The organism is Pseudomonas sp. GW822-FHT03F08 (assembly GCF_058801265.1).
The window spans coordinates 243,004-256,464 of sequence record NZ_JBXANC010000002.1 but is presented as its reverse complement, the minus strand read 5'-3'; the positions used below and the strand labels follow the sequence as shown (position 1 = coordinate 256,464).

The 13,461-nt window shown below is 61.6% G+C and carries 9 protein-coding genes; 3 read left to right on the top strand and 6 right to left on the bottom strand.

All coding sequences use genetic code 11. The features are described from left to right. Positions 1-8 precede the first annotated feature (8 nt). From AC1RME_RS05055 to AC1RME_RS05030, 6 genes are all read right to left on the bottom strand, one after another. Complete coding sequence (locus AC1RME_RS05055; RefSeq protein WP_096820258.1) at positions 9-1,478, bottom strand: efflux transporter outer membrane subunit; 1,470 nt, start codon at positions 1,476-1,478, stop codon at positions 9-11. Next, positions 1,475-4,582 carry an efflux RND transporter permease subunit gene (locus tag AC1RME_RS05050; RefSeq protein WP_096820257.1) on the bottom strand — a complete coding sequence of 1,036 codons (3,108 nt, stop codon included), beginning with the start codon at positions 4,580-4,582 and terminating at the stop codon, positions 1,475-1,477. Before AC1RME_RS05050 ends, AC1RME_RS05055 begins: the two co-directional genes overlap by 4 nt. After that, positions 4,579-7,683: an MdtB/MuxB family multidrug efflux RND transporter permease subunit gene (locus AC1RME_RS05045; RefSeq protein WP_096820256.1), complete on the bottom strand. Its 3,105-nt coding sequence runs from the start codon at positions 7,681-7,683 to the stop codon at positions 4,579-4,581. Before AC1RME_RS05045 ends, AC1RME_RS05050 begins: the two co-directional genes overlap by 4 nt. Beyond that, entirely contained in the window at positions 7,680-8,987 is a 1,308-nt protein-coding gene (locus AC1RME_RS05040; RefSeq protein WP_096820255.1) for an MdtA/MuxA family multidrug efflux RND transporter periplasmic adaptor subunit, read from the bottom strand. The genes AC1RME_RS05045 and AC1RME_RS05040 overlap by 4 nt, the downstream gene beginning before the upstream one ends. A 188-nt stretch (positions 8,988-9,175) precedes the next feature. After that, a complete protein-coding gene (tpx, locus tag AC1RME_RS05035) occupies positions 9,176-9,676 on the bottom strand; it encodes a thiol peroxidase (protein ID WP_096820254.1) in 501 nt (166 codons plus the stop codon). Between the two features lie 132 nt (positions 9,677-9,808). After that, positions 9,809-10,252, bottom strand: coding sequence for an SRPBCC family protein (locus AC1RME_RS05030; RefSeq protein WP_096820253.1), 444 nt, complete (start codon positions 10,250-10,252; stop codon positions 9,809-9,811). 132 nt (positions 10,253-10,384) lie between these two features. On the opposite strand from AC1RME_RS05030, the gene AC1RME_RS05025 reads away from it, so the two are divergent. The 3 genes from AC1RME_RS05025 to AC1RME_RS05015 all read left to right on the top strand — a co-directional run bounded on the left by AC1RME_RS05025 (position 10,385) and on the right by AC1RME_RS05015 (position 13,456). Further along, entirely contained in the window at positions 10,385-10,810 is a 426-nt protein-coding gene (locus tag AC1RME_RS05025; protein ID WP_096820252.1) for a YciI family protein, read from the top strand. A 306-nt stretch (positions 10,811-11,116) separates the two neighbouring features. After that, positions 11,117-12,493: a DUF1254 domain-containing protein gene (locus tag AC1RME_RS05020; RefSeq protein ID WP_493090638.1), complete on the top strand. Its 1,377-nt coding sequence runs from the start codon at positions 11,117-11,119 to the stop codon at positions 12,491-12,493. A gap of 12 nt (positions 12,494-12,505) precedes the next feature. Beyond that, positions 12,506-13,456, top strand: a complete 951-nt coding sequence (locus AC1RME_RS05015; protein ID WP_096820251.1) for a SphA family protein — start codon at positions 12,506-12,508, stop codon at positions 13,454-13,456. Positions 13,457-13,461: the final 5 nt, after the last annotated feature.

Genomic DNA, 13,461 nt, shown 5'->3' with positions numbered 1-13,461 from the left:
ATTCAGGGTTACGGATTCTGGCTGGTTTCCAGCTGCCCGTCCCAGCCACCGCCCAGCGCCGCGATCAATTGCACACTGGCAATCAGTCGACTCTGCAGGATATTGAGCACCGTCCGCTCGTTGCTCAACGCCGTGGCTTGCACCACCACCACGTCGATATAGGCAATCAGCCCGGCCTTGTACTGGTTCTGGGTCAGACGCAAGGAATCGCGCGCAGCATCAAGGGCTTCCTGGCGTACCGCCGCCTCGTCCTCGTACACCTTCAACTGCACCAGATAGTTTTCCACTTCGCGGAAGCCGTCGAGCACGGTCTGCCGGTATTTGGCCACGGTCTCGTCGTACTTCGCTTCGGTGCGATCAACTTCCGCCGAGCGTCGACCGCCGTCGAACAGCGGCAGACTCATTTTCGGCCCCACCGACCAGAAACGGTTTGGCAGGCTGATCAGGTCCCGCGAAGTACTGCTGCTGTAGCCACCGCTGAGGCTCAGGCTGAAATCCGGGTAATACGCCGCTTTGGCAACGCCGATGTTGGCGTTGGCCGCAATCACCGAGCGTTCCGCCGAAGCGATGTCCGGGCGACGCTCCAGCAATTGCGACGGCAAGCTCAGCGGAATCTGCGGCAGCTTCGGGATGTCCTGGGTTTCGGCTAGCTTGAATTGCGCCGGAGGCTGGCCGGTCAGTACCGCGATGGCGTTTTCGAACTGCGCCCGCTGCCAGATCAGGTCCACCAGATCACCCTGGGTGGATTTGAGTTGTGTCTGCGCCTGGGCTACCGCGTCACGCCCGGAGACCCCGGCGTTGTACTGGTTCTGGGTCATTTTCAGCGAGCGCTCATAGGCCGCCACTGTCGACTCCAGCAGGCGCTTCTGCTGATCGATCACGCGCAATTGCAGGTAGTTCTGCACCAGTTCCGACTGCTGGCTCAGGCGCATCGCCGCCAGATCGGCGAAGCTGGCCTGGGCGCTGGCTTCATTGGCCTCCAGACCACGACGCAACTTGCCCCAGACATCGGCCTCCCAACTGACGCCCAACTGGGCGTTGTAGGTGTCACGAATCCCGCTGGAAGAACTGCTCAGGCTCGAACTGCTGCTGCCGGTGCCCTGGCTGGAACGGGTCTTGCCCGCGCTCAGGTCGATGCTCGGGTAAAACGCCCCGCGTGCATCACGCACCAGGGCCTGGGCCTGACGGTATTGCGCCTCGGACTGGGCGACGGTCTGGTTGGCGCTGTTGAGCTTCTCGATCAACTCGTTGAGCTGGCGATCACCGTACAGTTCCCACCAGGCGCCACGGGCCAGAGAGTCGGCAGGACTGGCCTGACGCCAGCCTTCGGCCTCTTTGTACTGGGCAATTTCGGCGGTCTGCGGGCGCTGGTAGTCCGGGCCGACGGCGCACGCACTGAGCATCGCCACGCACAGTGACAGGCTCAGCAAACGCGAGCCGCGGACACTGGCCAGTTGGATAAGCGAACGGTCATTCATAGCGGAGTTTCCAGAGCGGCATCGGTACGTACGCCACGCCACTTGTTGAAGCGGTGGCGGGCCTTGTCGAGATAGAGGTAAACCACAGGCGTGGTGTAAAGGGTCAGCACCTGGCTGAAAATCAGCCCGCCGATGATCGTCAGGCCCAGCGGCTGGCGCATTTCCGCACCTTCGGCACGGCTGAGCAGCAACGGCAAGGCACCGAGAATCGCCGCCAGCGTGGTCATCAGGATCGGTCGCAGACGTTGCAGGCAGGCGCTGCGGATCGACTCCAGCGGCGCCATGCCCTGATGACGTTCCAGTTGCAGTGCCAGGTCAATCATCAGGATCGCGTTCTTCTTCACCACGCCGATCAGCAGGAACAGCCCGAGCAGCGAAATCAGGCTGAATTCGCCGCCCAGCGCATAGATCGACAGCAACGCACCAACCCCGGCCGACGGCAGCGTCGACAGAATCGTCAACGGGTGAATGTAGCTTTCATACAGCACGCCCAGCACCAGATACACCGCCAGCAATGCACCGAGGATCATGAACGGCTGGCTCTTCTGGGTGGCCGCAAAGGCGTCGGCGGTGCCGGCCATTTTCGCGATCACGTCTTCCGGCAGGCCGACCTTGGCAATCGCCCGCTCGATGGCGGCACTGCCCTGCTCCACCGTCACGCCTTCGGCCATGTCGAACGAAATGCTTTCGGAGGCGAACTGGCCTTCGTGGCTGACCCGGTCGTCTTCCAGGCTGTTTTCGTAGTGGGCAATGGTCGACAGCGGAATCCGTGCGCCATCAGCGGTAATCACCTGCACCTGATTAAGCGTGACCGGGTCCTGGGCGTATTTCGGATTGACCTCCATCACCACCTGATACTGGTTGAGGCTGTCGTAGATCGTGGAAATCTGCCGCTGGCTGTAGGCGTTGTTCAGGACGGCGGTGACCATGTTCATGTCCACGCCCAGACGCTTGGCCTGATCACGGTCGACGATCAATGTCACCTGCTGCGCACCGCGTCCTTCACGGGCGTCGATGGCGGTCAGTTCCGGCAAGGCTCGCAGCGCGGTGACCACTTTCGGGTACCACTCGCGCAAAGCGCCGAGATCACCGCTCTGCAGAATGTAGGTGTACTGCGACGTGGTCTGCTCACGACCACCGCCAAATTGCAGGTCCTGGTCGGCCATCAACATCAACTGTGCGCCGGGCACCTTGGGCATTTCCTTGCGCAGACGCTCGATGACTTTCTGCGCCGAGATATTGCGCTCCTTGATCGGCTTCAGACGCACCAGCATGAAGGCGTTGTTGGTGCCGTTGTTGCCACCGATGAACCCGGCGACACTCTCGACCGCTTCGTCCTTGAGCACGGCGCGGCGGAAGGTTTCCATTTTCGGCTGCATCACGCTGAACGACAGACCGTCGTCGCCGCGCACGAAACCGATCAACTGGCCGGTGTCCTGCTGCGGCAGGAACGTTTTCGGCACCACCACGTACAGTGCGACGTTCACGCCGACCGTGATGATCAGGCTTAACAGCGTCAGGCGCCGATGACGTAATACCCAGTCGAGGCTGGTGGCGTACTTGCCGACCATCCAGTCGTTGGTACGCCGGCTCCAGCGTTGCAGACGGTTTTCCTGACCCGGCGTGTGCGGCTTCAGCCAACGGGCACAGAGCATCGGGGTCAGGGTCAGGGAAACCACCAGCGACACCACGATGGCCGCGGCCAGGGTGATGGAGAATTCGCGGAACAGGCTCTCGATGATCCCGCCCATGAACAGGATCGACAGGAACACCGCCACCAGCGACACGTTCATCGACAGCAGCGTGAAACCGACTTCCTTGGCCCCGAGGTACGCGGCCTTCATCGGTTTGACGCCTTCGTCGATGTGCCGGGAAATGTTCTCCAGCACCACGATGGCGTCGTCCACCACCAGCCCGGTGGCGAGAATCAGCGCCATCAGCGACAGGTTGTTCAGCGAGAAGCCGTAGAGGTACATCACCGCAAAAGTGCCGACCAGCGACACCGGCACCGCCAGGGTCGGAATCAAGGACGCGCGGAAATTGCCGAGGAACAGGAACACCACCAGGATCACCAGCGCCACGGCGATCAGCAGGGTCATCTCTGCTTCGTGCAGGGTGGCCTTGATCACCGGCGAACGATCCATCGCCAGGTTCAGCTTGACGCTGGCCGGCAACACGGCCTGCAACGCCGGCAACTGTGCCTTGATCTCGTTGACCGTCTCGATGATGTTGGCGCCGGCCTGCCGGTTGATCACCAGCAACACCGCCGCGTCGTCATTGAAGAAACCGCTGTTGTAGCGGTCCTCCACGCCGTCGGTGACCTTGGCCACGTCTTTCAGGCGCAGGGCCGCACCGCCGTTGTAGTGGATGATCAGCGACTCGTAGTCCTTGGCTTTCTCCAGTTGGTCATTGGCCTGGATCTGCCACAGACGCTGGTCATCCTCGACCGAACCCTTGGGCCGGCGAACGTTGGCGCCAGCGATGGTCTTGCGCACATCGTCCAGCGCCACGCCGTACTGGTTCAGCGCCTGGGGTTCGAGTTCGATGCGCACCGCCGGCAAGGAACTGCCGCCGATCTGCACCTCGCCTACGCCCTGCACCTGGGACAGGCTCTGGGACAGGATGGTCGAGGCCAAATCGTAGAGCTGGCCTTTTTCCAGCACATCAGACGTCAGCGACAACACCATGATCGGCGCCTGCGACGGGTTGACCTTCTTGTAGGTCGGCATGCTGCGCATCCCGCTTGGCAACAGGTTGCGCGAAGCGTTGATCGCCGCCTGCACTTCCCGCGCCGCGCCGTTGATGTCGCGGTCGAGATCAAATTGCAGAATGACCCGGGTCGAGCCCTGGCTGGAGCGGCTGCTCATGGTGTTGACGCCGGCGATGGCGCCGAACGAGCGTTCCAGCGGCGTCGCCACGGTCGAGGCCATGACTTCCGGGCTCGCGCCGGGCAGGCTCGCCTGCACCACGATCACCGGGAAGTCCATTTGCGGCAGTGGCGACACCGGCAGCAGGCCGAAGCTCACGCCGCCCAGCAGCATGATCGCCAGGCTCAGGAGCATGGTCGCCACCGGGCGTTTGATGAAAGGACCGGACAGGTTCATGGCTGTTCTACCGGCTCCACGGCCGAAGGCGCACGGCCCCAGCGCCGACCGAGACGGTCGAAGTACAGGTAGATCACCGGGGTGGTGAACAGTGTCAGCACCTGGCTCACCAGCAAACCGCCGACCATCACCAGACCCAACGGCTGACGCAATTCAGCGCCGGAGCCGGTGGCCAGCATCAGCGGCACCGCGCCGAACAAGGCCGCGAGCGTGGTCATCAGAATCGGCCGGAAGCGCAACAGCGCCGCCTGATAGATCGCCTGTTCCGGGGCCATGCCCTGGGTGCGTTCAGCGTCGAGAGCGAAGTCGATCATCATGATCGCGTTCTTCTTCACGATACCGATCAGCAGGATGATGCCGATGATCGCGATCATGCCCAGGTCATTGCCGCTGAGCAGCAACGCCAGCAAGGCGCCGACCGCCGCCGACGGCAGGGTCGACAGAATCGTGATCGGGTGGATGTAACTCTCGTAGAGCACGCCCAGCACGATGTACATGGTCACCACCGCCGCCAGAATCAGCAGCAAGGTGCTCGACAGCGACGCCTGGAACGCTTCGGCCGCGCCCTGGAACTGAGTCTGCACACCGATCGGCATGCCGATGTCTTTCTGCACCTGCTCGATGATGTCCACCGCATGGCCCAGCGCCACGCCATGAGCAAGGTTGAACGACATCATCACCGCCGGGAACTGGCCAATGTGGGTGATCGCCAGTTGCGCCTGACGCTCCTCGACATGGGCCAGGCTCGACAACCGCACCTGGCCGCCATCAGTGGTCTTGACGTGAATCTGATCCAGCGCCTGCGGGCCGATCTTCTCCCCGGCCTGAGCCTGCAGCACCACGCGGTACTGGCTGGCCTGGGTGTAAATGGTCGAGATCTGCCGCTGGCCAAAGGCGTCGTACAGTGCATCGGTGATGTTCGCCACCGACACGCCGAGGCGCGAGGCCGCGTCACGGTCGATCACCAGGAACACCTGCAAACCCTTGTCCTGCAAATCGCTGGCGACGTCGGTCAGTTCAGGGCGCTGGGCCAGTGCTTCCACCAGGCGCCTGCTCCACAGGCTGAGCAGTTCGGCGTCCGGCGAGGACATGCTGAACTGGTACTGGGTGCGGCTGACACGGTCTTCGATGGTCAGGTCCTGCACCGGCTGCATGAACAGGCGGATGCCCACCAGTTTGTCCAGTTGCGGTTGCAGGCGGGTAATCACTTCGGCGGCCGTCAGGTCGCGCTGACCGTGAGGCTTGAGGTTGATCAGCAGGCGACCGCTGTTGAGCGTAGCGTTGTCACCGTCGACGCCAATGTAGGACGACAGGCTTTCCACCGCCGGATCTTCCAGAATCACCTTGGCCAGCGCTTGCTGACGCTCGCCCATGGCGGCAAAGGAAATCGACTGCGGCGCTTCGGAAATCCCCTGGATCACCCCGGTGTCCTGCACCGGGAAGAAGCCCTTGGGCACCACCATATAAAGGAACACGGTCAACGCCAGCGTGCCGATGGCCACCAGCAACGTCAGCGGCTGGTGCTTGAGCACCCACTGCAACTTGCGCCCGTAAGCCGCGATCATCCAGTCGATGAACGCACCACTGGCCCGGTAGAAACGGCCCTGTTCATGCTCTTCCGGCTCGCGTTTGAGCAAACGGGCGCACATCATCGGCGTCAGGGTCAGCGAGACCACCAGGGAAATCAGGATCGCCACCGCCAGGGTGATGGCGAATTCGCGGAACAGCCGCCCCACCACGTCGGCCATGAACAGCAGCGGAATAAGTACTGCAATCAGCGACAGGGTCAGGGAAATCAGGGTGAAGCCGATCTGCTTCGCGCCCTTGAGCGCGGCCTGCATCGGACTGTCCCCTTCCTCGATGAAACGGGCGATGTTCTCCAGCATCACGATCGCATCGTCGACCACGAAACCGGTGGCGATGGTCAGCGCCATCAGCGTCAGGTTGTTCACCGAGAACCCGGCCAGGTACATCACGCCAAACGTACCGATCAGCGACAGCGGAACCGCGACGGACGGAATGATGGTGGCGCTGGCGCGACGCAGGAACAGGAACGTCACCATCACCACCAGGGCGATGGCGATCAGCAGTTCGTGCTGCACGTCGGTGACCGAGGCGCGGATGGTCTGGGTGCGGTCGGTAAGTACAGTGACTTCAAGACCGGCCGGCAAGTTGTCGGTGATGCTCGGCAGCAGCGCCTTGATCCGGTCGACCACTTCAATCACGTTGGCGCCCGGTTGCCGCTGAATATTCAGCAACACTGCCTGATTCTGGTTGGCCCACGCGGCCAGACGCTCGTTCTCGGCGCCGTCGACGATCTGCGCGACATCCTTGAGTCGCAGCGGCGCGCCGTTCTTGTAGGCCAGGATGAGGTTGGCGTAATCCTTGGGCGATGTCAGCTGGTCATTGGCATCGAGCATCGACACCCGGGTCGGGCCGTCGAAGTTACCTTTGGGCTGGTTGACGTTGGACGCGCTGATCAGCGTGCGCACGTCCGACAGGTTCAGGCCGTTGGCGGCGAGCGCTTCCGGGTTGACCTTGATCCGCACCGCCTGACGCTGACCGCCAGCGATGCTGACCATGCCGACACCACTGATCTGGGCGATCTTCTGCGCCATGCGCGTATCGACCAGATCGTTGAGCTTGGGCAGCAACATGGTTTTCGAAGTGATGGCCAGGGTCAGCACCGGGGTGTCCGCCGGGTTGACCTTGTTGTACACCGGTGGCGCTGGCAAGTCGGTCGGCAGCAGATTGGTCGCGGCGTTGATCGCTGCCTGCACTTGCTGCTCGGCGACGTCCATGTTGATGTCGAGGCTGAAACGCAGGGTCAGCACCGAGGCACCGCCGGAACTGGTCGAGGCCATTTGCGTCAGGCCCGGCATCTGCCCGAACTGGCGTTCAAGCGGCGCGGTGACGGCGCTGGTCATCACGTCCGGACTGGCGCCCGGGTACAACGTCATGACCCGGATGGTCGGGTAATCCACCTGCGGCAGAGCCGAAACCGGCAGCAGACGATAGGCGATCAGGCCGGCCAGCACGATGGCCAGCATGCTCAGCGTGGTGGCGACCGGGCGGAGGATGAACAGACGCGAAATGTTCATGCGCCCTTCTTGGCCTTGTTGGTGGCAGCGGCGTCAGGCGCGGTGGCGGCTGACTTGCCTTGCAGGTGTTCGGTCGGCGTGGCCGGCACGTCCTGGCTGTCGTTGACCACTTCGACTTCGCTGCCTTCTTTCAAACGGTCGGTACCTTCCAGCACCACGCGGTCGCCGGCGGCCAGGCCTTCGGTGATCACGGTGTTCTGACCATCGCTGGCACCGATCTTCAACTGGCGGATGGTGACTTTCTTGTCGCCGTCCAGCGCGTAGACGAAGGTGCCGTTGGTGCCGAACTGGATCGCGGCCGACGGAGCCAGCACGACGCCTTTGAGGGTGTCGGCCAGCAGGTGGACGTTGACGAACTGGTTGGGGAACAGCGACTGATCGCGGTTTTCGTAGCGTGCCTTGAACTTCAGGGTGCCGGTGGTCACGTCGATCTGGTTGTCGAGGCTTTGCAGCACGCCGCTGGCTTGCAGTTTGGTGTCGCCACGGTCCCAGGCTTCGGCGGGCAGCTTGGCGCCGCTGTGGTAGCGGGCGAGTACGGTTTCGAGGGTGTTTTCCGGCAGCGTGAAGACCACGCTGATCGGTTGGGTCTGGGTGATGACGGCGAGGAACGTGGTGTCATTTGCCGCCACCAGGTTGCCGACGTCGAGTTGACGCAGGCCGACGCGACCGGCAATCGGTGCACGGATCTTGGTGAATTCGAGGTTGAGCTTGGCGTCGTTGACCGCCGCCTGATTGGTCTTCACGGTGCCGAGGTACTGGCCGACCAGCGCTTCGGCGGTGTCCAGGGTCTGCTTGGCGATGCTGTCTTCCTTGAACAGGCCGCGATAGCGCTCGACGTCGACCTGGGCATTCTTCAGCTGAGCCTGGTTCTGCAGCAAGGTGCCTTCAGCCTGGAGCAAGGCGTTCTGGTACGAGCGCGGATCGATCTCCGCCAGCAGGTCGCCGGCCTTGACCATCTGCCCTTCTTCGAAATAGATCTTCACCAGTTCGCCGCCGACCCGGCTGCGTACGTTGATGGTGTTGAGCGCGGTCACGGTGCCCAGCGCCTTGTAATACAGCGGGAAGTCACCGGTGACGGCCGGCGCCACGCGCACCGGGATCGGACCTGCCGCGCCGCCGAAGCCCGGACGCATCATCCCCGAACGACCGGTATGACCGGCCGCGGCTTTCTCGCCGCCCTCTTTGTGGGTCGATCCGGCGGGCCAGAATTTCCAGCACAGACCGGCGATGACCAGCAGGACAAGCAGGCTGAGCAGCCAGCGACGAGAGTTTCGGGAAGACGATTGCATGGAGTGATTAACCATTGGGCGCGTGGGCTTCTTTTACGGGAGGCTGAACGATAAGCACTGGTGGGGGTAAAGCAAAGCAGCTTTACCGGCAATTTACCTTCAACTTACGTTTCAAGGTGTGAGCCAAAACACTGATACACAAATGAAAACGGCCTGGACAGGGCCAGGCCGTTAACAATTGTAAAGCGCTTGTTTCAGAACACTTATTTCAAAACCGAGAGAGCTGCATCGTAGTTCGGCTCTTCAGCGATTTCCTTGACCAGCTCGCTGTGCAGCACGTTGTCGTTTTCGTCCAGCACGACTACCGCACGGGCGGTCAGGCCTTTCAGCGGGCCGTCAGCGATGGCCACGCCGTAGTTCTGGATGAACTCGGCGCCACGCAGGGTCGACAGGTTCTGTACGTTTTCCAGGCCTTCGGCGCCGCAGAAACGGGCCTGCGCGAATGGCAGGTCAGCCGAGATGCACAGCACCACGGTGTTGGCCAGTTCGTTGGCCTGAGCGTTGAACTTGCGCACGGAAGTAGCGCAGGTCGGGGTGTCGACGCTTGGGAAGATGTTCAGCACTTTGCGCTTGCCGGCAAAGTCTTTCAGGGTGACGTCGGACAGATTGCCGGCTACCAGGGAAAAGGCTGGTGCCTTGGAACCGGCTTGTGGCAATTGGCCGTTGACTTGAACCGGGTTGCCTTTGAGCGTGACTTGAGCCATGAACGGAGTCCTTCTTAACGTTGTTGGGAAAGCATGCAAGAGGCGGAAGTTAACCACGAAATTGTCCGACGACCTATGCCTGAACCGAAATTGTCATGTGCCACCACGCAAGATTGGATACAACCTTGAGCGCTACCCAAGCAATTGCAGCATGTTGCGATGGCGGGCCTCGAATATCCGCCGCATGTAGCCGTTCACCAGCAATCGCTCGCTGAACGCCCCGCCAATCGCCGAATACGTCACGCGGTCGGTGTACAGCGTACCGCCCTCACCCGCCGCTACCCGATGTTCATGACGAAAGGCACGCAGCGGTCCCTTGAGCATTTCATCGACAAAATGCGTGTCGCCGACTTCGCGGATCGTCACCGTCCAGTTCGACGGGATCAGATTGAACATCCAGTGCCGGAAACGGAATTGCCGCCCGGCTTCGATACGCAAGTTGTTCAGGTCGATATCCCCCAGTGGCGTGACGCGTTCGGGAAAGATCTTCGGGAAATTGACGCCTTCCAGGCAGAAGTCGAGTACCTCGTTCGGGGGGCGATCGGGGATCAGGGTCGTGAGTTCCAGTGTGGGCATGGCGGACACATTCCGTATGGAGGCGATGCTTGTTAAAACGCGAGTCTGCATCTTTTATTTAACGACCTGTCGATTCAAGCCCCCGCCATTCGACAAAGCAGTGAATCCCTCACTTTCCAGCGGAGAAACACCATGCGTTTCATGATCATTGTCAAAGCCAGCCAGGACTCCGAAGCCGGCGTGATGCCCAGCGAACAACTGCTGACCGACATGGGCAACTACAACGAGGAACTGGCCAAGGCCGGTATTCTGGTGTCCGCCGATGGCCTGCACCCCAGCAGTAAAGGTGCCCGGGTACGTTTCAGCGGCGAAAAACGCAGCGTGATCGACGGCCCCTTCGCCGAAACCAAGGAGCTGATCGCCGGTTACTGGATCTGGGACGTGAAGTCGAAGGAAGAAGCCATCGAGTGGGTCAAGCGCTGCCCTAATCCCATGCCGGGCACCGAAGCCGAGATCGAGATTCGCCAGGTGTTCAGCCCGGAAGATTTCGGCGCCGAGTTCACCCCGGAACTGCGCGAACAGGAAGAGCGGGTACGCGAGCAGGCAAAAAAACACTGACTTTGCACAGGGCCCACGCCAGTACACAAACTGGCGTGATCCTGCGCACAAAACCAAAGAATTAATCCCTCTGACTGGCTAACCCCCGATTAACTGCTAGCTTCAACAGACATGTCCTACAGGCTTGATAAGAAAAGGATTACGCCTTAACGGCCGCGAAGTGCCGAGTCGTCCACTGAGCCACCAGGGAATCGGGGAATCATGTCGAATAAAACGGAAGTTCACGCCTTTTCGTCGGCGCGCTCGCTGACGTCCGTCCTCTGTAACCGGTCGAAACCAGCCCTCAAAGTGGCGGCATACAGCGTCATGGCCACGTTTGTCAGCTGTGGCGTCGGCGCTCAGGATTTCACCGCCAGCCCCGATGAAGCCCGGGGCATCGCCAAGGAAGCCTACCTGTACGGTTTCCCGGTCGTGGAGATGTACAAGACCCTCTACACCCAGGCCATCGACACCAAGAGCCCGAACTACAAGGCGCCACTGAACAGGATCGGCAACACCGCCAAAGCCTTCACCGCAAAAGACACCGCATTCGTCACGCCCAACGCCGACACGCCTTACTCGTTCGTCTGGATGGACCTGCGTGCCGAGCCGCTGATTCTCACCCTGCCGCCCATCGAGGAGCACCGTTATTACTCGGTGCAACTGATCGACGCCTACACGCAGAATTTCGCTTACCTGGGCACCCGCAGCACCGGCAACAACGGCGGGCACTTCATGATTGCCGGGCCGAACTGGCAGGGCCAGCAGCCGCTGAACATCGACCGTCTGCTGCGCAGTGAAAGCAACATCACCTACGCGCTGTACCGCACGCAACTGTTCGACGACAAGGACCTGGCCAAGGTCAAGCAGATCCAGAAAGGCTACAAGGTCGAACCCCTCAGCCATTACGTGAAACAGAAAGCCCCGGCGCCAGCGCCGAAAGTCAGCTGGCCGAAACCGACGCCGACCATGAGCGAAACCCCGGACCTGTTCCGCTACCTGAACTTCATGCTGGCCTTCACGCCGGCGCAGGATGTCGAGAAAGACCTGCTGGCCCGCTTCGCCAAAATCGGTATCGGTGCCGGCCAATCCTTCGATCTGAAGGCCCTCAGCGCCGAGCAACGCAAGGCACTGGAAGACGGCATAGCCGATGCAAAAGCCGAGTTCGCCGCGTTCCAGAAAGACAAGGTCGACACCCACCAGGTCTCCAGCGGTGATCTGTTCGGCACTCGCGATCACCTCAAGGGCAATTACCTGTACCGCTACGCTGGCGCCAACATGGGGATCTTCGGCAACTCCGCCGAAGAGGCCAACTACATCGGTTACTTCGTCGACAAGGACGGGCAGCACGCCGATGCCTCGAAACACGACTACACCCTGCATTTCGACAAGGGCGCCCTGCCCCCCGCCGATGCGTTCTGGTCACTGACGATGTACGACGGCAAGACCAAACTGCTGGTGGCCAACCCGCTCAACCGCTACCTGATCAACTCGCGGATGCTGCCGGAGCTGAAGCTCGATGCCGATGGCGGTCTGACCCTGTACGTGCAGCACAAGAATCCGGGGAAAGACAAACAAGCCAATTGGCTGCCTGCGCCGGATGGCCCGTTCTACGGGGTCTTGCGCCTGTATCTGCCAAGACCGGAAGTCGCCAGCGGTGAATGGAAAATGCCGTTGCTCAACCCGGTCGACACAAAACAATAAGCGGAGTCAGTGATGGTCAAGCCTTCCGTTGTGCGCCCGTTGCTGGCGCTGTGCATGCTCGGCAGCCCGGCGCTGTACGCCGCCGAGGGCGGTGTCGGGCGACCGATTACCGGCCAGCAGGTGTTTTCCAATGCCGGGGTCGTCCCGCCGGCACCGGGCTGGGTGACGTCGTTTACCAGCATCTGGTACGACGGCGAGCTCAAGGGTAGTCGTGGCGCACCGATTTCCGGGGCGGTCAGCGCCGGGATCAAGATGAAAGTCTCCTACACCATGGCCAACGTCACTCACGTCTGGGACACCGGCAAAGGCCGTTGGAACTATGCCTCGGCCATCGGCATACCGGTTCAATATACCGACATCGATGCGGCCATCACCGGCCCCCGTGGACGCACCCTCGGCACCAGCGATTCCGGCACCCAGTTTGCCGACGCGCTGATCACGCCGATCGCCGCCGGCTACCACTTCGACGAGCTCAACCACATCTCGTTTTCGCTGCCGATTTACGTACCGACCGGTGCCTATAACGACAATCGCCTGGCCAACCCCGGCCAGAACAACTACACGTTCATGCCCACCGTGGCGTTCTCGCATCTGGACGGCAAGGGTGGCGAGTTCACGCTGTCCGGCAACCTGCAGTTCTACACCGAGAACAAGGCCACCGATTACCGTACGGGCGACATCTTTTCCCTCGAAGCCCTGTGGACCCACGGCTTTGGCAACGGCTGGAATGCCGGGCTGGTCGCCGGCTACATCCAGCAGGTGAGCGACGACAAGGGTGACACCGCCGACACCCTGAACGGCTTTCGCGGTCGTTCGGTCGGTGCCGGCCCGACCGTTGGCTGGAGCGGCAAATTCGCCGACGCCCAGGCCAGCGTCAGTGCCCGTTGGGTGCCGGAGTTCGACACCAAGAACCGTCCTGAAGGCAATGGCGTTTCCGTCAACCTGACCCTGGCGTTTTTCTAAGGAGG